The organism is Flavobacterium sasangense DSM 21067, assembly GCF_000686885.1.
In the GTDB taxonomy this organism is placed as follows: domain Bacteria; phylum Bacteroidota; class Bacteroidia; order Flavobacteriales; family Flavobacteriaceae; genus Flavobacterium; species Flavobacterium sasangense.
Map to the genome: position 1 here is coordinate 1 of NZ_JMLU01000028.1, position 24,186 is coordinate 24,186.

General features: G+C 30.2%; 24 protein-coding genes. 15 read left to right on the forward strand and 9 right to left on the reverse strand.

Translation table 11 applies throughout. From position 1 onward, the window contains the following. The 8 genes from BP92_RS16220 to BP92_RS0111535 all read left to right on the forward strand — a co-directional run. The coding region (locus BP92_RS16220; protein ID WP_084329726.1) for an integrase core domain-containing protein at positions 1 to 262 on the forward strand (262 nt) is incomplete at its 5' end. Positions 263 to 401: 139 nt separating this feature from the next. After that, positions 402 to 1,733 carry a hypothetical protein gene (locus tag BP92_RS0111495; protein WP_026726192.1) on the forward strand — a complete coding sequence of 444 codons (1,332 nt, stop codon included), beginning with the start codon at positions 402 to 404 and terminating at the stop codon, positions 1,731 to 1,733. Between the two features lie 15 nt (positions 1,734 to 1,748). Next, positions 1,749 to 5,795: an outer membrane protein assembly factor BamD gene (locus tag BP92_RS0111500; protein WP_026726193.1), complete on the forward strand. Its 4,047-nt coding sequence runs from the start codon at positions 1,749 to 1,751 to the stop codon at positions 5,793 to 5,795. Positions 5,796 to 5,802: 7 nt separating this feature from the next. Further along, on the forward strand, positions 5,803 to 6,546 hold the full coding sequence (locus BP92_RS0111505; RefSeq protein ID WP_026726194.1) for a hypothetical protein: 744 nt from the start codon (positions 5,803 to 5,805) through the stop codon (positions 6,544 to 6,546). Between the two features lie 1,092 nt (positions 6,547 to 7,638). Beyond that, entirely contained in the window at positions 7,639 to 8,061 is a 423-nt protein-coding gene (locus BP92_RS0111520) for a DUF6943 family protein (RefSeq protein WP_026726197.1), read from the forward strand. Positions 8,062 to 8,151: 90 nt separating this feature from the next. Then, the gene (locus tag BP92_RS0111525; protein WP_026726198.1) at positions 8,152 to 9,087 is read left to right on the forward strand and encodes an ABC-three component system protein; all 936 of its coding nucleotides are present in this window, start codon (positions 8,152 to 8,154) and stop codon (positions 9,085 to 9,087) included. After that, positions 9,084 to 9,326, forward strand: coding sequence for an ABC-three component system middle component 8 (locus BP92_RS0111530; protein WP_026726199.1), 243 nt, complete (start codon positions 9,084 to 9,086; stop codon positions 9,324 to 9,326). The genes BP92_RS0111525 and BP92_RS0111530 overlap by 4 nt, the downstream gene beginning before the upstream one ends. Further along, the gene (locus BP92_RS0111535; protein WP_026726200.1) at positions 9,313 to 11,127 is read left to right on the forward strand and encodes a DUF2326 domain-containing protein; all 1,815 of its coding nucleotides are present in this window, start codon (positions 9,313 to 9,315) and stop codon (positions 11,125 to 11,127) included. Before BP92_RS0111530 ends, BP92_RS0111535 begins: the two co-directional genes overlap by 14 nt. Positions 11,128 to 11,265: 138 nt before the next feature. On the opposite strand, the gene BP92_RS17120 is transcribed toward BP92_RS0111535, so the two are convergent. From BP92_RS17120 to BP92_RS0111560, 5 genes are all read right to left on the reverse strand, one after another. After that, the gene (locus tag BP92_RS17120) at positions 11,266 to 11,442 is read right to left on the reverse strand and encodes a hypothetical protein (RefSeq protein WP_160169128.1); all 177 of its coding nucleotides are present in this window, start codon (positions 11,440 to 11,442) and stop codon (positions 11,266 to 11,268) included. Next, entirely contained in the window at positions 11,429 to 11,644 is a 216-nt protein-coding gene (locus BP92_RS0111545) for a hypothetical protein (protein WP_026726201.1), read from the reverse strand. The genes BP92_RS17120 and BP92_RS0111545 overlap by 14 nt, the downstream gene beginning before the upstream one ends. Before the next feature lie 9 nt (positions 11,645 to 11,653). Beyond that, positions 11,654 to 12,049, reverse strand: a complete 396-nt coding sequence (locus BP92_RS0111550) for a DUF5675 family protein (RefSeq protein ID WP_026726202.1) — start codon at positions 12,047 to 12,049, stop codon at positions 11,654 to 11,656. Further along, positions 12,049 to 12,807 carry a hypothetical protein gene (locus BP92_RS0111555; RefSeq protein WP_026726203.1) on the reverse strand — a complete coding sequence of 253 codons (759 nt, stop codon included), beginning with the start codon at positions 12,805 to 12,807 and terminating at the stop codon, positions 12,049 to 12,051. Before BP92_RS0111555 ends, BP92_RS0111550 begins: the two co-directional genes overlap by 1 nt. A gap of 821 nt (positions 12,808 to 13,628) precedes the next feature. After that, on the reverse strand, positions 13,629 to 14,795 hold the full coding sequence (locus BP92_RS0111560) for a proline dehydrogenase family protein (protein ID WP_026726204.1): 1,167 nt from the start codon (positions 14,793 to 14,795) through the stop codon (positions 13,629 to 13,631). 93 nt (positions 14,796 to 14,888) lie between these two features. Here BP92_RS0111560 and aroB point away from each other — a divergent pair, with 93 nt between their 5' ends. The 4 genes from aroB (at position 14,889) to BP92_RS17125 (ending at position 19,126) form a co-directional block, all read left to right on the forward strand. After that, positions 14,889 to 15,956 carry a 3-dehydroquinate synthase gene (aroB, locus tag BP92_RS0111565; RefSeq protein ID WP_026726205.1) on the forward strand — a complete coding sequence of 356 codons (1,068 nt, stop codon included), beginning with the start codon at positions 14,889 to 14,891 and terminating at the stop codon, positions 15,954 to 15,956. 297 nt (positions 15,957 to 16,253) lie between these two features. Then, positions 16,254 to 17,663 carry a type III PLP-dependent enzyme domain-containing protein gene (locus BP92_RS0111570; protein ID WP_026726206.1) on the forward strand — a complete coding sequence of 470 codons (1,410 nt, stop codon included), beginning with the start codon at positions 16,254 to 16,256 and terminating at the stop codon, positions 17,661 to 17,663. Between the two features lie 11 nt (positions 17,664 to 17,674). Then, complete coding sequence (locus tag BP92_RS0111575; protein ID WP_026726207.1) at positions 17,675 to 18,649, forward strand: deoxyhypusine synthase family protein; 975 nt, start codon at positions 17,675 to 17,677, stop codon at positions 18,647 to 18,649. An 87-nt stretch (positions 18,650 to 18,736) separates the two neighbouring features. Then, positions 18,737 to 19,126, forward strand: coding sequence for a hypothetical protein (locus BP92_RS17125; RefSeq protein WP_026726208.1), 390 nt, complete (start codon positions 18,737 to 18,739; stop codon positions 19,124 to 19,126). A 39-nt stretch (positions 19,127 to 19,165) separates the two neighbouring features. On the opposite strand, the gene BP92_RS0111585 is transcribed toward BP92_RS17125, so the two are convergent. Genes BP92_RS0111585 through BP92_RS0111595 form a run of 3 tightly spaced genes read right to left on the reverse strand, consistent with a single transcriptional unit; the run spans position 19,166 to position 21,408 of the window. Next, positions 19,166 to 19,675, reverse strand: coding sequence for a DinB family protein (locus BP92_RS0111585; RefSeq protein WP_026726209.1), 510 nt, complete (start codon positions 19,673 to 19,675; stop codon positions 19,166 to 19,168). 41 nt (positions 19,676 to 19,716) lie between these two features. After that, positions 19,717 to 20,196 carry an Lrp/AsnC family transcriptional regulator gene (locus BP92_RS0111590; protein ID WP_026726210.1) on the reverse strand — a complete coding sequence of 160 codons (480 nt, stop codon included), beginning with the start codon at positions 20,194 to 20,196 and terminating at the stop codon, positions 19,717 to 19,719. Positions 20,197 to 20,253: 57 nt separating this feature from the next. Beyond that, positions 20,254 to 21,408 carry a M14 family metallopeptidase gene (locus BP92_RS0111595; protein WP_026726211.1) on the reverse strand — a complete coding sequence of 385 codons (1,155 nt, stop codon included), beginning with the start codon at positions 21,406 to 21,408 and terminating at the stop codon, positions 20,254 to 20,256. 302 nt (positions 21,409 to 21,710) lie between these two features. Here BP92_RS0111595 and BP92_RS0111600 point away from each other — a divergent pair, with 302 nt between their 5' ends. Beyond that, positions 21,711 to 22,172 (forward strand): helix-turn-helix domain-containing protein, encoded by a 462-nt coding sequence (locus tag BP92_RS0111600; protein WP_026726212.1) that lies wholly within the window; start codon positions 21,711 to 21,713, stop codon positions 22,170 to 22,172. A gap of 33 nt (positions 22,173 to 22,205) precedes the next feature. Here BP92_RS0111600 and BP92_RS0111605 read toward each other — a convergent pair whose 3' ends face one another. Beyond that, complete coding sequence (locus BP92_RS0111605; RefSeq protein WP_026726213.1) at positions 22,206 to 22,760, reverse strand: 1-acyl-sn-glycerol-3-phosphate acyltransferase; 555 nt, start codon at positions 22,758 to 22,760, stop codon at positions 22,206 to 22,208. 56 nt (positions 22,761 to 22,816) lie between these two features. Between BP92_RS0111605 and BP92_RS0111610 the strand changes: the two genes are divergently transcribed. Then, complete coding sequence (locus BP92_RS0111610; RefSeq protein WP_026726214.1) at positions 22,817 to 23,479, forward strand: spermidine synthase; 663 nt, start codon at positions 22,817 to 22,819, stop codon at positions 23,477 to 23,479. Further along, on the forward strand, positions 23,479 to 24,183 hold the full coding sequence (locus BP92_RS0111615; RefSeq protein WP_035693380.1) for a potassium channel family protein: 705 nt from the start codon (positions 23,479 to 23,481) through the stop codon (positions 24,181 to 24,183). The genes BP92_RS0111610 and BP92_RS0111615 overlap by 1 nt, the downstream gene beginning before the upstream one ends. The last annotated feature ends 3 nt before the right edge of the window (positions 24,184 to 24,186 follow it).

Consider the following 24,186-nt stretch of genomic DNA (forward strand, 5'->3'; position numbering starts at 1 on the left):
AAATGTTGTAAAACTTGATAATTACTTCGCTCCAGAAGAATTAGAAGCTGCTTTAGAAAAGTTTGTTTATCGTTATAACAATGAACGCTATCATGAATCATTAAACAACTTAACTCCTGCAGACGTGTATTTTGGAAGAGGTGAATTAATTTTAAAAGAACGTGAACGATTAAAGAAAATGGCTATTATAAACCGAAGAAATGAGTACCAAAAATCAAAATTAACAACTAATCAAAAAAATCTTTTATCTTTGAATTATTAACTAAATACTCTCTTAGCAAAAGTCCAATTTAGTTTGAAGACGTACAGAATTTCAAAGTGGAAATAAGTTAATTGAGGGCAGAAATGGTGCCCAGTTAGCACATCTACTCTTAGAGCAAGAAGATGTTAGTGAAAAGGTAGTGTGTGGAATCTTTTCTCATAAGTTCAGAGAAGAACAAGAAGATGAAATTAGATTAGAATATGCAGCCCAATACAGGATTAATAAAGCTAAATTTTATACAGTATCAAAATATCGTTATTATTTTGACCCTCTTATTGCTGGATTTTCTGAAGGCATAAAAAATCTATTGTTGCAACCTCACGTTGAAGTTTTAAAGCAAGAATCAGCAGATGTTTTGAAAAAATCGAATGAAAAAGCTTGGCAAAGAATTGATGAAATAACGCCAAAAACATTTAATCAGATTATTCAAAAATCGTCTTTAAAGGAAGGGGTTTGGGAAGTAAGTACACTTTTCAGACTTTATGGTATATTGTCTAAAGAAGAAAATTTCAATATGATTTCAGATTCTGATATCAGAAAGAAATTTAATAGTTCCATAGAAAGAATTAGATTAATAGACAATGCGGAAACAGGGTACATTTCAAAAATACCCAATCAGCAGCTAATTGATTTAAGAAATAGTGAATTATACTTAAAAGGAGACCTTGTTAATAAACTTCACTTACCAATATCTAATGGGGATATTTTTAACATAAAAGAAAAACTTTTTGTGCTATTGGTTCAGCCATGTAATCTTGCTATAAGAGCAAAAGATACCGAATGTGGTTCAAGAAGTAAAAATTATAACAATGCTTTTTTAATTCCTCTTAAAGAATTTTCAAAAGAGCAATTGAATCACACAAAACAAGAAGTTTTATCTCCAACTAATACTCCTGAAAAAGTTCTTTGTGCTTATTTTCCTGAGTTTAAAGTTCTTTCACTGGATTATCTTGATTTAACTGTTTTTAATGAAACTGGAGATTCTTTTATTAATATGACAATTCCAGAATTAGATAATGATGTTATTCATTTTCCTTGGAAGAAACGTTATCAAAATATATATGAAAGGCTAACAGAAGTTGAAGGTAAGATAAGTGCTTATCTTTATATTGAAAAATCAATAACCCCAAAAATTGAAGAAATTCTCGGTAATATTAGAGAACTAACAAAGGATTTAAAAAATCTTGGAAAAGAAGAAAAGATTCAAGTATTTGAAAAAGTAAAACCTTTAAGAGAAGAAAAAGACAATCTAACCAGAAATTTAAAAGTATTAGAAGAGAGTATTTATTCATTAGAGAATTTTGATGGTTTTAATTTAAATCATATCAATAATTATGATGAAGGAACCCGTACATTTTCTTTTGAAATTAAGAGAGAAAGACATTATAAATCACCGTATTCAGATGATTTGCTTCAGAACTTTATGTTGTACTTGTCGAGAAATGCCTTTGAACATGATTTTACTTCATAATCTTTGCTAGTCCATATGTATCACGATGAAGTTAATAAGCTCACACAACTTATAAAAAGCAGCTTACAGATAAAAAATGAAAAACATAGAGAAGATAAAGAAGTAGCTGATGCAGATAACTTATGGAATGCATCATTATTCCTTTCTAAAGTTTTGCATAAGGCTTCCTATGATTTTTCATTTACTAAGTCTGATTTTCAGAAATTTAAAGTTGACTTTGAACAAACTTATGGCGTAGAGATTAATGATAAATCTTTATTTGATCGATATTGGTTACGGGAAATCTTAGGGCAAGTTAAACTTTCAGGTGCAATTGATTCTTTCTGCTACAGATTTGATGAAATTACCGATTTTAGAGGAGAACTTAAATTTATTTGTAAACTTCAAGAAGATAATAAACCTGAGCGTTTTGAATCTAAAAAGAAGTTTTCAAGGGAGTTCCTGTTGGATAAGATTGCAGAATATGAAAAAGCAAATAGCCTATCAATTAATATAAAAGGGATATTATTTAATAGATGGTCTAGTGAAAAAGATAATGAAATAGGGTTTTCTGATATGGAATCATATTTCAAGCCGTATTTGGAATATTGGGATGATTTTATATTTCTGAACGCTTTAAGAAAGCATCTCTCAGATAGGAAGGAAATAAAAATAAATGTATCTGATTTTACAGATATCCATTTTGCACATAAAAATACATTTTCAAGAACTCCTACTATAGAGCAATTAATAAGTCAAAGATTATTAATTAAGATTGATGATGATTTTAGAATTGAATTTTACAATCCGGAACCTAGATATTGGTCAGGTTTAGAGAATAAGATATCTGCTTATCTCTGGCAATTGTTACTTGACGATTCGACATTTCAAGATGATAGTGAAAGACTTATTAATTGGACTTATAAAGTTCACTATTGGGAAAGCTACCCAAATCCATATCAATACTTAACCTCTTCATCTGCAAAAAGGTTATTAGATGCAGCATTTGCTTCTATTATCAATGAAAAAGACATAGAAGGGTGTGATGATGAATTCAAAAAAGTAAAACTAGAAGGAGAACATCGAAATGAAATTTTTATTCTTTCCGAAAGAAGTCTGAAAAGGGACAGTGAGTTTTCTTTAAACAATGATGATTTATTTCAGGTTCTTAATAGTTTAGAATCATGGGAAGATAGAGCAAGCAGAACTTATTTACATGATCAATCAACAAGAAATGAAATTGGTTTTTTGATTTATTTGGTAGTTGTGCAAGATGAGGAATATCATAGGATTGAAAATGAATTAGATGAGGATGATTATAAAATTGAACATTGCAAGAGTATAAAAGATTTACTAAGAGCGGGTATAAATAAACCCTATTTAGTTTGGAAAGTTTCCCGTGTGATAAGATACCATAGACCAGAAGTCATTCCACATTTACTTTTTGAGAAAGATATTTGTTCTATGTGTTTTATAATATTAGATCAGCTAGAATATAATGCTGAACACAGGGACTATTTTGAAAGCAAAATATGGATAGAATCTATTTCATTTACCTTGAAACAGTTAATTAAGGAGAATGCGTCTAAACAAGAAATAGCCACATTAATCTTTAATCTATATCTGGTTATAAATAAGGATAAATATAGAATTTACAATTATCAGAATAACCCTAAGAATGCTGATAATTTGAATAACAGGGAATACGAATATTTAACATTGCTTGAGAATTATAAAATCAATTCAGCAAGGTTTTCTTCGTATAATCAAGACTATCTTCTACCATATATTTATGAAGAATTGTCTGACTTATTCAGAAATCTCAAAATAAAGCCTAAATATAATAATGGTACAATTCGGTTCCCGATGTTACAATGGGATGGACTAATTTGGTTATTGAAAATTTCAACATATTGGAAGTTTAAGAATGATTTTACAAAATCAGGTATAGAAATAGAAAAACTCATAAATGAGTTTTATAAATCCTACTTAGAGATCATAGAAAAGAAAGAAATAACAAAATATAATTTCTTTGATGATAAAGATGAGATTGGAATTCCCTTGTGGAGTGAAAAAATAGAAACCGTTGGTTTTTTAGAGTGGCTATATCCTGTTTATTTTATATCAAAAGCAGGAAAATTAAATTCATTTCTTTCTCCACGAATCGAAATTGATAAAAGTAAAGGCAAATATGATAAAGAAAATAGCTTTGGTGTACAAAAGTTAAGAACACATATTGGTGTATTATTACAAGTATTAAGGAAAATTATTGAAACACCAACTCCTTATGGTTTTGAAGAAGAGAAAATTCTAGAAATAAAGAGAAGAATAGAAGGTCAAATTGTTGATTATATTTCTCAATATTCAAATTATGACCCTGAAGATAAATCTATTGATTTATTTGGCTACAGTGAAGAGCGTCAATTTCAAAATACAGATAAGGAAGCATTAATGCCCCAACTGTTTAGAGCAATCAACTGGTTTTCGGATAAAGAGAAGGTTGTTAATTTAATAGTAAATAATGGAGATTTAACCAAAATTCTTGAACTGCTAGAAAGCAGTACATCGGAAGGAGCGAAGAAACTGTTGCTAGAAAAAATAAAGAACATTAATATCAGAGAGTTTTTAGAAAACTTTAGCTGGATTCCCGAGATTGAAAATGTTTTATTGAAAATTTCTCGTTACCCAGAGCTAATAGAGCAGGCGGAAGAAGCTGTAAAATATTGGGAAGAAAAAGTTTTGCAACGTAGAAAAGAACTTAATTACAAAGAGCTATTATTTACTACGAAATTATTACTAGCTTATTTTAAAACTGATCTATCAGCTATTAAAACTATAGAAGATCCTGGAAAGGATAATTTTTATGATTCCAGAAAATTACCTTATTCCGTATACAAGCGTTTCTATACAGCGTTAATATACATTCAATCAGAGCCTGAGAAAGCCTATAATATCTTTAATGAATTAGTTAAACATTATCCCGATTACTATTCATTTGCTTTAAATAGAATGGTCGCCAAAGTAAATTGGGCTGATAAGGAAATTAAGATTGACTTCTATAGAGAGGCTTATGAAGAATGGAAAGAATATCGAGGAGTGTATGATGATTCAAGCTTTGACTTAAAAGATAACACAGAGTCTTTATCTGTCTTGGACTTATTGAATAGATTGGAAAAGGTTGATGAGTTTGAAAAAGTTTTTCAAAATTTAGAGTTGCCAATAAGAATGTATCCAAATATTCTTAAGCTTAAAATTGAGAACCTTGTTAAACAAAAGAAACTTGATGAAGCATTAATATTGAAAGAAACAGCTTATAAATATCATCAATCTTCTTCTGAAACACCATTTGAATTTCTTGCAGAAATTGATAGTTTGATCAGTGGCATTGATAATATTGATGAATTAAAGTCTTTTTATCACAAAATCTTTTCAAGTACCCCGAATAAGTTAGTGCGGATTATTCCTGATGATATTAATGATAAAGAAAAATTAGATGAATTCATTGTAAATGAAGTTGTGACTGCTTCAAATAAGATGCTCGAAAAAATAAAATCTATTTCCGAAATAAAAAATGAAGATAAATACAACGATATAATGGAAGTACTTATTGATGCTAGAATTAATCCTTGGGGTTGGCATGTTGGTGCACAATCAAGAGGTGGATATTCTGCCCCAAAAGATGGGGGAAATAGTTTTCAACCTGGAGAAAGAGATTTACCAATAATGAATCGTAATAATCAAGCAATACAAATTTGCGAAGCTTTTATATATAGAGGAAGTACAACCGCAAAAGAACATATAAATAAGCTATTTGATTATCATCATAAAAAAGAAGCAATGACCATCATGGTTTATGATACTGGAGAAGTTAAAGGAAAAACATTTGATCAAAACTGGGATGATTATAAAAAAAATATAGTACCTAAGACAAAGTACCCTATTGGTTTTGAATTTGAATCAATTATTGATGTAACCAATGATTATAAAATGAAATTATCTGCTGTCAAAATTGCAAATTCCATTCATAAATCAGGCACAATTTTACATCATATTTTTATAAATATTAATTACAAAACAACTTAATTAAATAGTGAAAATAATAGCAGATACAAATATTTGGTATGGTCTTGGTCAAGACAAAGAATTGTTTGAACAGTTTAGTAAAGAACCTATCAATCCGACATTTGTAAATATTCATGAATTATCAAAATCAGAAAATCTAATAGACAAAGAAGAATTGTCAAGAAAAGCAATTCAAATGTTATTTAAATTTAAAGAAAACGCAATTTACGAACCACCATTTATATATTTAGCTAAACTAAAACAAGAATTTAAATATGATATAATTTCAGAAATTGGTCAATGGCTAGAATTTACATCAAAGTTCGCCAAAGGTCATTCAATAGATACTGAAAAGAAGGAAGTTTTTAAAGAAGAAATTTTAGCAGGTAGAAAGAATTTAGATGAAGTTGCAAAATTGTTTAATGATGAAGCTGAAAATATTAGAAATAGAATTTTAGATAAAAAAGCACATAAAAAAATAGACACTTATCAAATAACTGCAGAATTCATTAATTTTTGTGTTGAGCAATCAACAAAAGATGAGGTAAATATTGATGGATTTGAACTAGATACTATTGAATTATTGATAAAAACTTTAGATCATTTTTTCAAGACTCTTGAAACAAGTCAAATGAAGGTTCAAGCAAATGACTGGTATGATTTTGCAATACTTGCTTATGTACAACCTGGTGATAAATATTGGACAAGAGAAAAAAGATGGATAAATCTAATCAATGATGCTGGCTGTGGTCATTACTTAATTACCGAATAAAATATTAAATAATCATTACCTCATTCACCTATACAAAAATTGCTCCTAATCCAAGTATTCCTAGCAATGAATTATATGTTTGCTTCATAGCCTGCCCTGAGCTTGTCGAAGGGTTAATTTCATATAAAATGAAATAGGAACGCTTCGCTAAAGTAGTTTTACCCACCCAGTCCAACGCTCCCCAACGCTCCCCAACGCTCCTGTGGTATTTTGTGTGTTTTTAGCACTTGTTTTCCCCAAAGTAAGTCAATAAAAAAAGGCTCCCTGTTTTCCCAACCCCTCGCACACAGTCCGCCTTTTTTTATCCACTTACATCCAACCCAAAAACAAACGCTAAAAACACCCAAAAACCACTCCCAAGCTATTATTACATAATAAACCTTATAATTCCTTCCAACACCCATTGCTCCTCCAGCGGCAGTTATAAGGGTTATTATGTAAAATATCCGCTCCCAGCCGCACCCACCCGAAAGAAAATAGGAACGCTCACGCTGTAGTAATTTTCATTGTTTTTTGAAAATGCCTCCCATTTCCAGTTCTCGCTCTCCACTGAATACTAAAAACTGAACACTGAACACTTTCAAAGCATCCTCAAAAATCAAAATACTACAAGAGTGTGTTTTTCTTTTTTCTCCTATTCACAAAGAAATATTGTCAAACCGAGCGTAGTCGAGGTCGTCTAGCAAAAAAAGAAAACCACACCCTTGTTTACGAATCCCGATTGAACACTCCTAAAACCATAGTTCACAATAACATTTGAGGTAAACATTTTTACAAAAAAAAGGATAAAAAAGAAGCCAAAGGTTTGTTCCGGGTATTCAAAAAAGCAAGTTCAAGCCTCCGGTTCCGGATAAAATCTCCACCCATACATTTTCAATAGCACCACATCCACTTAGCGTTTCCACAGACGCTTTTGGGTAGTATTTTACCCGTAAAACTTGCTTTTTTGAAACCCTCCACAAGGCAAGAAGGCTTTCTTTTTTTTCCTTTTTTCTTTTGCAAAAATGTGTGTGAGGTATCTCGGTTTCCATTCACATTTCAGGCAGTCACGAAGGAAAGACGAAGGAAGTTGACCTTTTAAATCCTTGTATTATGGACACAATTTTTATCAAAACCCACCAACCTGGGGCGCACTATGCCAAACCGCACTTTTTCGTATTATCAAAAGGACTAAATAGCGGAAAACCTAGCAATGAAGCTTTTACAAACAGCTTTGTTTTAGTATTTCAAACCGAAGCTCAAAAAGAAGACATTTTTTGGATAGCCATGAGCCTATGGAAATCCAAATTCTGGCACCAATACCTCAGGGGTTCCGTTATTCCGTTCTTATCGCTATATGAATTCAAAAAAGAGTTCAACCCAAAAGCAACCCGATTAATGCGTGAACACGAGCTGCATCATAAAAACATCCAAGCACTCAAGCTGCTGCAAGAACAAGAAGCCCATCACGCAAAAAATATTCACTTAATCAATGAACTTCGTAATGCGATTTTGATGAGGTATCGCAACAAATAAAAAAAGCCAGATCTTACGACTTGGTTTTTTTAAATAATTAGCATAATATTAATTAAAAGTACTATTTTCGTTAAATATATTATTACTTGAATGGATTATCGTTTAGAACTTTTAGATGAAGACACTTTTGAAAAACTTGTAAATAGGATTTGTCAAAATATTTTAGGAATGGGTGTCGTTTCTTTTACTCCTGGGAAAGATGGAGGGAAAGATGGTAAATTTACAGGTCAAGCAAATAAATATCCTTCAGAAGTTAAATTTTGGAACGGGAAATTCATAATACAAGCAAAGCATACATCAAATCCTATTGCTTCCTGTTCTGACTCTGAGTTTACAAGTATTATTGATAAGGAAATTATAAAGGTTAAAAAATTAAAAGATGGTGGTGAAATAGATTGTTATTTAATATTTACTAATAGAAAATTTACGGGTATTAAAGGTGATGATTTAGTAAAAAAGATTAAAAATGAAACTGGTGTAGAATATGTTGCAATTATAGGAAAAGAAACATTAAATGATTTATATATAAATTCAAATAAGGATATAATAAAAGAATTTAAACTAGATTTACATCATATTCCTTTTGATTTTTCAGAAGAAGAGATAAAAGATATAATATTAGAATTTCACAATGAGTTACCAAACATTAAAACACTCCTAGAAGCAGAAGTTTACAGGATTAAATTTAATTTCGATAGAGTCAAAATTGAAGAGAAGAATAAGAAAAATCAATTGAGTAAAGAGTATTATGAAAATGAAATATTAAGTCATTCTTTGCAAGATTTTGAGAAAATAGAATCCTTCCTTGGAGATACAAGAAATGAAGAATTTAAAGAACAATACTTCGATATAGCTGCCGAATTAAGAAATTTAATTCAATTAAAAAGAACTAACTTTGCATCGTTTGAAGAAATATTTGTTTTTATATTTAAGAAAATTTCTGACGGAAATAAATTAAAAGGGAAAAGACATATTTTTACTTTATTACATTATATGTATTATGAATGTTTAATAGGTGTTAAATGATAAAGCCAGACAGACATACTAATCCAAAATATTCTATTCTAAACATAAGTACGGTTATTTTATCTGAACTTAATGTCTTCTATTCTATTCAATACGACAATTTGTTAAATAAAATTACAGACACGCTTGGAGATGAGGCAAAAATGAATTTTCCTTATGCTTTAAATTTTTTATTTTTATTGGGTAAGTTGAACTACGAACAAACAACAGATTCTTTTAGAGCTAATGAAATTAAGTAAACTATATTGTAACGATAGTCGATTTAAAAATATCACGTTTAATCTTAAAGGACTAAACGTTGTATACGCTGATGTATTAACAGACCTAAAAGATAAAAAAAATTCACATGATTTAGGAAAAACTAAATTAGCTGAGTTGATTGATTATTTGTTAATAAAACAAATTGACAAAAACCATTTTTTGTTAAAGTTAAAAGATGAAAAAGGGAATTCAATTTTTATTAATCATGTTTTTTACTTAGAAATTTTTTTGAATGATGGTAGTTTTTTAACTATTAAGAGATCAATAGATACTCATTCTAAAGCATCTTTTAGCATTAATAATCAAAGAACTGAAGGTTACACACCTCCATCAGTTTGGCAGTTTGAAGATTTAGGTGGTGATGCTGCTAAAAAGAAATTAGCTGAATATATAAGATTTGATTTTTTTAAAAATAAACTTTACGACTACAGAAAGGCAATAAATTATTGTATTCGAATGCAGCCAGATTATGAGGATGTATATAGATTGTCAAAGTTTAAAGGAGGAAAAGATATTGATTGGAAGCCCTTCATGTTTGATTTGTTAGGATTTGATGGTGAAGTCTTGCGGAAGAAATATGAAAATGATGCGGAACAAGAAAAAATTGACATTCAAATAAAACATTTAAAAAAAGACTTTTCAGTTAACGAAACTGACCGTGATGAGATTATAGCACAAATAAGTCTTCAGAAAAATAAGACCGATGAAGCCGGACAGAAGATAGATCAGTTAAATTTCTATGAGCAAGATCAGAGTTTAATTGAAAAAGGGATTGATGAAATAGAGAATAAAATTTCAAGACTTAATACTCTTTCTTATAACTTAAGTTTTGATATAAATAAACTACAAAATTCAATTAAGAACAATTTTGCTTTCGATTTAGCAAAGGTTGAAAAAGTATTTTTAGAATCTAAAATATACTTTTCTGATTCCTTGAAAAAGGACTATCAAGAGTTAATTACTTTCAATGAAGAATTAACGAAAGATAGAAACAGATTGCTAAAGAAAACACTCAAAGATAAAAGTGATGAGTTAAATCTGATTAATAATGAATTAAAAGAATATAATGATAAAAAAGAGAATTTATTAAGTTTTTTAAAAGATACAGATACTTTTAGAAGATTAAAAGAATATCAAAAAGAGTTGGCTAGGCTTGAATCGGAGCTAATTCAATTACAAGAGCGTTTGAGAATCATTGATGTAATTATCGAGAAAGATGAGTTAAAAGAAATGCTTAAAAATGAAATTGAGGGTACTGTAAAGCAACTTAAAAATTTCAGTAATAATACAGAAAAGAATGTAAAGTATAAGCAAATTAGAGATTTGTTTTCAAAGTATTTTTTAGAAATAATGAATGAAGACACTTATATTTCGTGGTCTATAAATTCGAATAATAATGTAGATTTTAAACAACCTACAATAAAAACCAAAGATCATTTATCTAAAGATACAGCCAAAGACGAAGGAAGAACATATAAGAAAATATTATGTGTAGTGTTTGACTTGGCTATTTTAGTAGCATATAATTTTGAATCATATTATCGTTTTGTTTATCATGATGATGTTTTATCACAGCAAGATAACGGAATCAAAATAAGGTTATTAGAATTAATTGATAATATTGCAAAGGTCAATGATATTCAATATATATTATCTGTTATTAAATCTGATTTACCAGTAAATGAGAGTGATGAATTTATTTATTTTAATAAATCTGAAATTGTATTGGAATTAAATGACAAAAATGAATCAGGTACATTATTTGGATTTGAATTTTAGACAATAATTTTCTAATCAAATAGTATAAATATTACATACATTAATATCATTCAAAATTAATTTATATCATAAAAGCCTAGTCTCACAACTAGGCTTTCTTTTTGTTTAACCCAAAGGTCACCACAACTTGGGCTAAACTTATTTTTTGTGCTTCTTATTTAGACTTTTAAGCAGTAACGAAATCGTAAAACTGACAACGGCTCCAACGGTAGCTAAGATAACCGTTTTGGCAATATCATCAGAAGAAAGATTAGGTACAATACTTAAAAATGTGCCTCCAGCAGTTCCCATCAATATGGGATTATTGGCTGTCATCAGTTGTAGTAAGCTGACTTGCAGCTGACAAAACTCCACCAGCTACTGCAACATAACCGCCAATGGTAGTTACAATCGCGGGTAAAGCAATTGGAGCTGCTAAAATAGTTCCTCCAACGGCAGCTAATGCCAACCCAACAGTTCGAAGCACTTTGAAAAACTTTGGTGTGGGAGCTTTTGCTCTATTAATGATTTTTTTCATAATCTATTTTTAAGATTGGATAATTAATTCAACACTTTCTTTATTGTCCAAAGCTTTGTAAACAAAGTCTTTTAGCTTCGTAAAAGCTTTTCTCGACATTAAACCTAAACCAGGTCCAGAAAGTTTAGTAACAGGAGCAATACAACCTTGCAATTCTTTTTGAGCATTATTAGCAGGATGAAAAAGAATAAACTTTCTATTCGGCACATCCACTAATTCTAAATGCCATTTGTATTTTGCACTATATCGCTTTCTAATAAAATATTTCCCTTCCGGAATACAGGAAACCTTCGTTTCGTTCATCTTCCACGGCAATTCGATTGTATTGCAAATCAATTTGCCTTCGCATTCGAGTTTACCATTCGTTCCTTCAGGGAAATAAGTTCTAGTTAACCAAATAACCATTACACACCGCTATCAACTTTCGCAATCGATAATGGGTTAAAAGCACCATTTTTCAATGGATACATTTGCCCATTAATCTCTTGGTAGAACTCAACACCTAAAGCCAAAAACAATGGCTTAGTTGAGTTAGCTGTAACCGCATTCACTTGGTTAATTGGAGCAGTAGCAGTTCCATCCCAAGGCAAAATTGCCGTTTCAGAAGTAGCTACCACATACGTTTCAGCTTCAAAATCAATTTCAGCTCCACCAGAAATGATTTTGTAGTGAGTAGTTCCACTTGGAGCAGCAATCATATTCGCAGGAATAAATGATGCCAAATCCACAGTAATTTCACCAGCCACACGGTCAATAGTTGCCACAAACGGAGCAAACAAAGTGGTTCCTAGCTTACCACGAATATTAAATTCAAAACCAAATAACAATTCAGCTTCTCCATCAATAACTTTACGCAAACCTCTATCACTAGTTGTATCTGCTTGGATAACTTTAACCATTGCTTGTGTCAAACGACTTACCATTCTACCATCAGCAGAATTTAAAAGCAATGGTCGTAAAGCAGTTCTTAGCATTTTTCCTGCCTTACCAGCTCTACCAAACTCGGAGCCATTCTCACGAGTTCTTTGAAACGCAGGATCACTCGCAATTCTACTCGCGTCAATTCCACCTTTTTCTCTTGCCAAGTGTCCATCTTGCGTTTTGTAAAAAGTAATATCTCCGATAGTACCTTTCAATTTTATTATGCCTTTCTGTCTAGCCATAACTTCAAAATTTTGTTAAACATTCATCTAAAATCTCCTTCATTCTTTCAATAAGTTGCAACCACATTTTGAATGATTAAGGCAAAGTTTACAAAGCATTAGCCTAAATAAAAAGTCACAAGTGTACCATATGTCCAAAATCGACACAAGTGTCTTAAATGAACATAAAAACACATTAAATAATTATGAAAAATTATAACTAAATTGCAAAAGATTTTCTGCACGTCAGAAGTATAGCATAGCTATATCAAAGGTATAGATAAAGTATGAAATTGAATAATCAGAGGGTATGCATCTATCCGAAGGACATACAACGTATAACAGGCAAGAGTTATCGTCAAAGTACTAGATTAATGCAAAAGATAAAAAAAGACCTCAACAAACTCGAAAATGAGTTTCTAACGATTGAAGAGTTCTGTACATATTCAGGTATAAAATATGAACAAGTAGCTCACTTGATTTTTGGTTAAAATAGGGTTAATACTAAAACAAATTTTAATCAAGAAAAGCACCAATAAACACTTAAATAACCAGTTCATTTTTTAGTATCATTTAGTAATGAATTAATTTGCAGAAGATTATAAAAATTATTAAATTTACAGTATTAAGATTTAGTGATGTTTGTTTCTATATGAAGGAGCAAAATCGAGACCTTTGATTTTTAGACTTATATAATTTATTATATATGAGTGCATTATGAGGAAAGTTCGAACCCCTCATCGCCCACCAAAATTAAATCCTACAGAAATGTAGGATTTTTTGTTTTATCATATTTATATCAAATCATAAAAAAAAATCCCGCTACTGCGGGATTTTATCATTTATAACTTTCTACGTTCTTTTTCTTTCTTAATCAGCGTTAGTTCTCGACTAGTTTGACCAGCTACCGAAGTATTTTCCTCTGCACGTCTTATCAAATAAGGCATAACATCTCTTACTGGTCCAAAGGGTAAATATTTTGCAACATTGTATCCTTCTGCAGCTAAATTGAAACTGATGTTATCACTCATCCCTAATAATTGTCCGAAGAAAATACGTTTATCATTTTTAGCAATTCCTTTTTCTTGCATCAATTGCATCAACTTGTATGAACTTTCTTCGTTGTGAGTTCCTGCAAAAACAGCCATTATATCTAAATTATCCACCATGTAAGAAACTGCAGCATCATAATTAATATCGGTAGCTTCTTTTGAAACACAAATTGGCGATTTTTGTCCACGTTCTGCTGCTCTTTCATTTTCTTTTTCCATGTAAGCACCGCGTACTAATTTCATTCCGATGTAGAAACCTTCCGCTTTTGCTTGTTCGTGAAGATTTTTTAAATAATCTAATCTATCCCAACGATACATTTGTAATGTATTGAATACAATTGCTTTTTGTTTGTTGTATTTACGCATCATGTCGGTTACAATAGCGTCAGCAGCATCTTGCATCCAACTTTCTTCTGCATCAATCAATAATAAAACATCTTTTTCAAATGCTGTTTTACAAGCAATATCAAAACGTTCGATTACTCTGTTCCATTCTTTTTGCTCGTTTTCTGTCAAATGAGCTTTATCTCCTACTTTTTCGTATAATGCTAAACGTCCGAATCCGGTTGGTTTGAATACTGCAAACGGAATAGCTTCTCTTTCTCTAGCAAATTCAATTGTTTTTAAAGTCATGTTCAAAGCAGCATCAAACTGTGCCTCTTCTTCTTTACCTTCAACTGAATAATCTAAAACTGAAGAAACCCCTTTTGTATACATTTTATCAACTACACGAAGGCAATCGGTTTCATTTACACCACCACAAAAGTGATCAAAAACGGTTGAACGAATCAATCCTTCTACTGGCAAATGGGCTTTTAAAGCAAAATTAGTAACTGCTGTTCCAATTTTAACTAGAGGTTGACTATCGATTAATTTGAATAAAAAATAAGCTCTTTCTAACTCGGTGTCACTTTTTAAGGCAAAAGCAACTTCTGTATTATTAAATAGTGTGTTCATTGTGTTTGAAATAAAGTGATACAAATATACGCCACAGTTATCGAATAATAAATAAAAAATGACGTATTTTGCAGTCAAATTTTACACATTTTCATGCAAACGATACAAGCAACTAATTATTCCGTATTTTTTAATGAAACAGGCTATGAAAAACTAGCTTCGTATCTTATTCCCTCAAGCTATTCCAGAATTTTTATTTTGGTTGACGAAAATACCTCGCAGTATTGTTTACCTCATTTATTAAATAATTTGGCAACCGAAATTGAAATCGAAATCATTGAATTAGAAGCGGGTGAAAATCATAAAAATATAGCAACTTGTACCGAAGTTTGGGCTGCTTTGTCTGAATTAGGTGCCGATAGAAAAAGTATCATCATCAATTTAGGTGGTGGCGTAATTTCTGATTTGGGAGGATTTGTAGCTTGTACATTTAAAAGAGGAATTGATTTTATTAACATTCCCACCACTCTACTATCTATGGTTGACGCTTCAATTGGTGGGAAAAATGGGGTTGATTTAGGTAATTTAAAAAATCAAATCGGGATTATTCGCGAACCTAAAGCTGTAATTATTGATACCGAATTTTTAAATACTTTATCACAAAGAGAAATGCGCTCCGGATTAGCTGAAATGCTAAAACATGGGTTGATTTTCGATAAGAACTATTGGGATAAATTTAAAAACTTAAAGGATTTAAGTACAGAAGATTTAAATGAGTTAATTCATCAATCCATTCAAATAAAAAACACCATTGTTTGTGAAGATTTAACCGAAAATGGTATTCGAAAAGCACTAAATTTTGGACATACTTTAGGTCATGGAATAGAAAGCTATTTCTTAGAAAACGAAAACAAAACTAGCTTACTTCACGGAGAAGCAATTGCTGCAGGAATGATTCTAGAAAGCTATATTTCTAAAGAAAAAGGATGGCTAACTAATGAAGAATATCACGAAATTAAATACATTATAAATGATATTTTTGAACGCATTGAATTCAATGAAAACGATATCAATCAAATCATTGAGCTATTGATTTATGATAAAAAAAATGAATTTGGAAAAGTACAATTTGCACTTCTTGAAGGAATCGGAAAAATCAAAATCAATCAAGAAGCAGATAATGAATTGATTTTCAAAGCTTTTGAAGATTATGCTGTTTAATCATTTTTTTACATTTTCTATAAATAATAGCCATTTTATTTTTTAACTTTGCGCCCATGAAAGAAAACAACTATACGAACAATTTCAACAGAATTCTTAGCAATAGGAATGCTGACTTGTCTATTATTGATCGTTTGTTCTTTTCTATTTTTTGCTTTCATATAATTGATTTATTCGCGTTATCGAAGACTTTTAGTGAAAAACTATTAATTCGATTTGCAAATATTAGGGTTTGAAAATTAAGGTTTAAAACAAGTTCGCTTTAAGCTTTTTTAATTTTTAATCTTATTTTTCAAAATGAATACAAAATATTACGACTTAATTAATCAGACTTTTTACTTTCCACAAGAAGAATTTACTTTAAACAAAGACAATCTTCAATTTCACGGTATCGATTTAATGAAATTGGTAGAAGAATATGGTACGCCACTTAAGTTTACCTATTTGCCTAAAATTTCTCAAAACATCAACCGTGCTAAAATGTGGTTTAGAAATTCAATGGAAAAACATGGCTATGAAGCCAAGTATTTCTATTGCTACTGTACTAAAAGTTCTCATTTTGAATTCATTTTAAATGAAGCTTTAAAAAACAATATCCATCTTGAAACTTCTTCTGCTTTTGACATTAATATTGTTGAAAGTTTGATGGAACAAGGGAAAATCAATAAAAATACTTTTGTTGTTTGTAACGGATTTAAACGCGATCAATATGTAACCAACATTGCGCGTTTAATCAATAATGGACATAAAAATACGATTCCGGTAATTGATAATTTTGAAGAATTAGATTTATTACAAGAAGAAATCGATGGGAAATTCAAAATCGGAATTCGTATTGCTGCGGAAGAAGAACCAAAATTTGAGTTTTACACGTCTCGTTTAGGAATTGGTTATAAAGACATCGTTCCTTTTTACAGAAAACAAATTGCAGACAATAAGAAAGTGGAATTAAAAATGCTTCACTTCTTTATTAACGCAGGTATTCGTGATACGGCATATTATTGGAACGAATTATTAAAATGTATGAAAGTGTACATCGCTTTGAAAAAAGAATGTCCTTCATTAGATAGTTTAAATATTGGTGGTGGCTTCCCAATTAAAAATTCATTAGCTTTTGATTACGATTACCAATACATGGTAGACGAAATCTTAAATCAAATCAAAATTGCTTGTGATGATGCAGAAGTTGCTGTTCCTCACATTTTTACAGAATTCGGCTCGTTTACTGTTGGTGAATCTGGTGGTGCTTTGTACCAAGTGTTATATCAAAAGAAACAAAATGATAGAGAGAATTGGAACATGATTGACTCTTCTTTTATCACTACTCTACCAGACACTTGGGCAATTAACAAACGTTTCGTTATGATGGCGGTGAATCGCTGGAATGATACTTACGAACGGGTTTTACTTGGAGGACTTACTTGTGATGGTGATGATTATTACAATTCAGAGCAACACATGAATGCGGTTTATTTACCAAAATACAACAAAGAAAAACCATTATACATCGGATTCTTTAATACAGGAGCTTATCAAGAAACTATTGGAGGTTTTGGCGGATTAAGTCACTGCATTTTACCACAACCAAAACACATTTTAATTGATAAAGACAAAAACGGAATTATTGCTACCGAAGTATTTTCAGAGCAACAGAAAGCCGAAGACGTTTTAGAAATTTTAGGATACATTAAGAAAAAAGAACAATAAAATAAAAAGTAATGAGCAAAGGACCAATTAGTCAGTTTATCGAGAAACATTATCTTCATTTTAACTCAGCTGCTTTAGTAGATGCAGCAAAAGGATATGAAGAACATTTATTAGACAACGGAAAAATGATGATTACATTAGCTGGAGCAATGAGTACAGCTGAATTAGGAAAATCATTAGCCGAAATGATTCGTCAAGATAAAGTACATATTATTTCTTGTACTGGAGCTAATTTAGAAGAGGATATCATGAACTTGGTAGCTCATAATTCATACAAAAGAGTTCCAAATTACAGAGATTTATCACCACAAGAAGAATGGGATTTATTAGAAAACCATTACAATCGTGTAACGGATACTTGTATTCCTGAAGAAGAAGCTTTCAGAAGATTACAACAACATTTATTTGATATTTGGAACAACGCCGATTCAAAAGGAGAACGTTATTTTCCACATGAGTTCATGTACCAAATGATCAATTCAGGAGTTTTAGAGCAATATTACGAAATCGATCCAAAAGATTCTTGGATGGTAGCTGCTGCTGAAAAGAACTTACCAATTGTAGTTCCAGGATGGGAAGATAGTACAATGGGTAATATTTTCGCATCTTACTGTATCAAAGGTGAGTTCAAAGCTACAACTATGAAAAGTGGTGTTGAATACATGATGTGGTTAGCGGATTGGTATACAAAAAATTGCGAAGGAAAAGGAATTGGTTTCTTCCAAATTGGTGGTGGTATCGCAGGAGACTTCCCTATTTGTGTAGTTCCAATGTTATATCAAGATATGGAAATGCATGATGTGCCGTTTTGGAGTTATTTCTGTCAGATTTCTGACTCAACAACTAGTTATGGTTCGTATTCTGGTGCAGTTCCAAACGAAAAAATTACTTGGGGTAAATTAGATATTACAACGCCTAAATTTATCGTAGAGTCTGATGCTACGATAGTTGCGCCGTTGATGTTTGCTTACGTTTTAGGCTGGTAAAATTTTTAAAAAAAATATTAAATTTTACTTGAAAATATAAGCTAAGGATATTACATTTGACGAAATTACAAGATTAAAACCTACCCAATGAAAAGAGTTATTGTTGATTACGCTAAATTAACAAATGAAATCTTAACCTTACTAGTTGAGAAATTTCCTGACGGATATGATGATTCGGATGTTATTCGTTTTAAAAATGCTAAGAATGAAACGGTTGAAGCTGTAGAAGTTCGTACAGAAGATACTATTTACTTAGTAAAAGTAAGTACTAAACTTGCTGATAGAATCGAAAACTATGACGAAGATGATATTATCGAAGATGATGTTGTAGTAGTACCAGATGAAAAAATCGGAGCTTTAAAAGACTTAGATATCGATGAAGACGATGATGATGAAGACGATTCAAATAATTCAGACGATATTGAAGACTCAGAAGACGGAGACGATGATGATGCTGACGAAGACGATGAAGATTAATACATAAAAAAAGGGATTCTAAATTGAATCCCTTTTTTATTATAAATATCTTTCTAAAATTACGTTTTTATGATGCAATTCATGACCTAACATAATATATCCAATTGCTCTTACCGAAACACTATTATTTGAAGCTGTTCCTAAACGAAGTAATTCTTCACTTGTAAAAGTTTCAAATAAACTTATAGAAGCATTTCGTACCGTTTCGTATTCTGCTAATAAACTTTCATATTCTCTATTATTAGCATTTGCAGCAACAACATAATCATTTTCTTCAAAACCTGGTAAAACAGTTTTATCATTTCTTGCAATTCTTAAAGCACGATAAGCAAATATTCTTTCCGCATCAATTAAATGCAGAATAATGTCTTTTATCGTCCACTTGCCTTCTGCATATCTAAATTCATGTTTAAAAACAGGAATCGATTTAAAGAAATGCAACATTTCTCCTTTTTGCTTAGTAAGTCCTTTTATAATATCTTGCTCCGGAACTAATTTAATATAATTCTCGTAATAGGGAGCAAATTCATTAGGTTGTAAATTTTTCATAAATAAAGAAATAAAAAAAGCCTCATAAGAGGCTTCATATTTTACAATTCTTTAAAAATCGTATGCATCAATCGTTTTTTGTCATTGATACTTTCTTCTAAAGAAATCATGGTTTCAGTTCTATACACCCCTTCGATATCATCAATCATGAAGATAACTTCTTTAGCGTGTTTAGTATCTTTAGCTCTAATTTTACAGAAAATATTGAATTTTCCAGTAGTTACATGAGCAACAGTTACAAAAGGAATTTGATTAATTCGTTCTAAAACGAATTTCGTTTGAGACGTATTATGCAAAAAAACCCCAACATAAGCAATGAAAGAATATCCTAATTTTTCATAGTCTAATGTTAAAGATGACCCTTGAATGATACCCGCATCTTCCATTTTCTTAACTCTAACATGAACAGTACCAGCAGAGATTAATAATTTTTTTGCAATATCTGTAAATGGAACTCTCGTGTTATCTATCAACATGTCCAAAATTTGATGATCTACTTCATCTAAACGAAACTTGCTCATAAGTGCTTGTAATAATTGTTAATTTTTTGATTTTTATTCAAAACTGAGGCAAATTTATCAAATAATTTTTACACCATTGTTAAATTCTGCTAAATTATTGATAAAAAAATCGGCTTTATCTTCTATTTTTGGAAAATAATTCCCATTAGATTCAAACAAACCATTTGCACAATCGTATTCTAAATGTCCTTTAAAATCCTGCAAATCATCAATTTTAACGATAGTTGCCACAAATTTTAACTGACCATCTTGCATTACTTCAGTATATTGAGCTGCAAAGTTAATTATTTTTTCTTCACTATTGTCAATAATTTTGACATTTTTATAAATAAAATCATAAAAACATTTGTTATTTTGAGGAATCTTCAAATAATTCTTCAATTCTTTATCAACTATAACGTTTTCGTAACTTCCATTAAATGAACTTAAAAGCGAAATAAAAATAAATTTTCTTACAATATCTCTATTATAATCATCTCTATAATGCCCAGCTTCAAATAAAATCGTTGGAGTGTTTTGCGTTGTGAAATAATCACCTGTACAATTAACATTGTAACTATCATCAAAACGCCCAACTTGATTTGGAATATAAAGTTGTAACGCATTATTCATATTGTTTATTATATGGATTGCTTTTAAACGCACTTCATTATATTCCCTCTCTTCATTATAAGCTGGTGATAAAAAAGAGACAGTTGCAGGTAAACTAAAGCCTTCTGTTCCAAAAATAGTTCGTTGATCGTGTAAATTATAGCAGTAATCTGGCTGAAAACTTTTATAAACGCTATGCAAGATTTGCATTTCAGGTTGAGTAGCATTAAAAGCATCTCTATTTAAATCCACTTGATTAGCATTTTCTCTCGTATATAAGAAAGCACCATCTGGATTTAGCATAGGAATACATAATAAGGTATAATCCGATTTAATTCGGTTTGCAATTTCATTATCCGATTGCAAAAAATTAAAAAAATCAAATAATCCTTTTGTAGTCGTAGATTCATTTCCATGCATTTGCGACCACATCAAAATTTTGGTTGTTCCAGTTCCAATTTTTACTTGATGAATAGTTCTTCCTTGAACCGATTTTCCAATTTGAGTAATTTCAAAATCTGAATTTAACGATTTCAAAACTGGTAAAACAGAATCTAAACAAATATACTTGCCTTTTAGTTTCGGCTCTAAATATTGAGTTGCTAATTGTAAATAATCCATGGTTTTATTTTGATTTACAAATGTAAACAACTTCTTTTTTACATTTGTAAACAAGTAAAAATTGATATTAATTTACTTTTGTAAACGGTTTTAATTACAGATTATATTACCCTTTATCGTATTAATTTACAATATTAACTTAGTCACTATTTACATATACTATTTTTTATTAATCAATTAGTTATGACTATCTAAATAAAGCTTATATTTAATACATCTATCGTTATTTACATCTGTAAACTTGTGTATTTCTTTTACTTTGTTTACATTTGTAACCCTGTAATTTAAAACAACTATTTACAATGGTAAACATTGATGATTTTATAAAACGGTTAGAAATCATACTCGATTATTATAATTTATCGGCTTCTGCATTTGCGGATAAAATCAATGTGCAGCGTTCGAGTCTGTCTCACCTACTCTCTGGTAGAAATAAGCCTAGCTTGGATTTTATTATAAAAGTAATTGAGGTTTTTCCTGAAGTAGATTTGTATTGGATTTTGAATGGAAAAGGAAATTTTCCAAAATCAGAAAATGGTGTTCCAACAGTTTTAGAAATTGAAAAAAAATCTTCTTCACTACCAATTGTAGAAAACACTAATTCGGAACCTGATTTGTTTTCGACTGTAGAAAAAGGAATTGCTTCTACCCTCTCAGAACCTAATCCTGTAGAATCGTCTAAAACAGAAAATAATTCTCACGAAGAAATTGAGCGCATTGTAGTGTTTTTTAAAAATGGTACTTTTAAAAACTATAAACCATAAAAAAACTCTGAATTTCTCCAGAGTTCTATTTTTTTAAATATCTGTAAAACTTTTTTCAGGAATTTTACCAATTACATCTTTGTAATACGATTTTAAAAATTTTAAATCAGCATCAATATTTCCCGTTGGGTAAAATGGTTCGTGATACACTACTTGTTTTCTTCCGTAATCAAACGCTACAGGAATAATTGGAACATTTGCTTTTAATGCCATGTAATAAAATCCCGTTTTCCATTCGGTTACTTTTTTTCGAGTTCCTTCTGGTGCGATTGCTAATCTAAAAACATCTTTTTCTTGAAATATTTTAGCAATTGTATCTACTTTATTCTCGTTTTTTTGGCGATTTAGAGGAGTTCCTCCTGTCCAAGTAAAGAAATAATTAAAAGGAAATACAAATAATTCCTTTTTAGCTACATAATTAATTTCTAGATTAAGAATTCCACGAGAGAAAATTCCGAGAAAGAAATCCCACCAACTAGTATGTGGAACCGCTATTAACACACATTTTTTTACTTCTGGTGCAATTGTTCCGATTACTTTCCAACCGAAAATTTTGCAGAAAATAAATTTGTATATAATTTGTTTCATGTGAGACTATTTTGAGACAAAAATAAAATTATATTTACGATTACAAACAAAATTACATGATTAAGCGCGTATTGAGTTTTTTATTACCTATAAAAATTCATCAAAAGAAATCGGTTTACAGTAAAAATCTAGAAGTAACCTGGAATAATGGCCATTTGGTTTTAGATTCTGAGAATACGAATTATTCTTTTGGTAGTTTACAGCGCGTACTAAAAAAAGGTTTAAAATATATAGGCTACGAACGAATTCAAAATTTTCATTCTATACTTGTATTAGGTGTTGCTGGTGGAAGCGTTATTGAAACTTTAAAAAAAGAAGTAAAATTTGAAGGTAAAATTACAGGAGTTGAAATTGATGCTGCTGTGATTGAATTGGCTAGAAAATATTTTGGTTTAGGAAACTATAATAACGTTTCAATTGTGAATGACGATGCTTTTGAATTCGTTTTAAAAACCAAAGAAAAATATGATTTAATCATTATTGATATCTTTCAAGATACGACAATGCCTAATTTTTTATTTGAAGATTTCTTTATTAATAGAATTAATTTTTTACTTAATATAAATGGTTTTATCTTGTTTAATACTATGATTTTAGATTATCAAGATAGAAGAAGAAATGCTATTTATAAAAGTAAATTTGATAGCAATTATTCCGTAAGATTGTATCCAAAAATTGAGGTGCATAATGAATTGTTTACCATTAAAAAATTATCGTGATGAGTATAATTAAAAAATTATTGGTAGGAAAGGTTAATGAAAAATATATTCAAAAAACGAATCCACTTAGAAAAAGAATCTTAAATATTAAAGCGATTTGGAATAACGATCATGAGGATGATAATGGAATTGAAAAAATTGTTCGTCTGTTTTTATCCTCATCTCAATTACTATTTCCAGGAATATACATCAAATATTGGGCAAATAAGTTTGGACATGAATACAAGGATTTAGCCATGGATTTTTACATTTTAGCTAAAGTTATTTTTCCTTTTTTAATACTTATAAATAATTGGCAAACTAATAACTACATTGTTTATGTATTAACTTATATTCTCTTAGAAACCGTTTTATATATACCAACATTAATTTTTGCTTCCGACTTATTTTCACAACCTCGTTCATATAAAAGATCGATGTTGTTATTATTTTTCAATTATTTAGAATCGGTTTTAGCTTTTGCAGTATTTTACAGAACTGGAAATTACTTGAATGCAACATTAAATCATTGGTTTGATGCGGTATATTATAGTTTTGTAACCTCTTCTACAATAGGTTATGGAGAATATTATCCAATAACAATGGAAGGAAAAATATTTACTATTCTACAAGTATTTTTATTTCTTTTCTTTGTTATTTTGTTTATGAATTTCTTTTCTTCTAAAATTAAAACTAGAGGCTATTTTAGTGATAAAACAGAATAATTA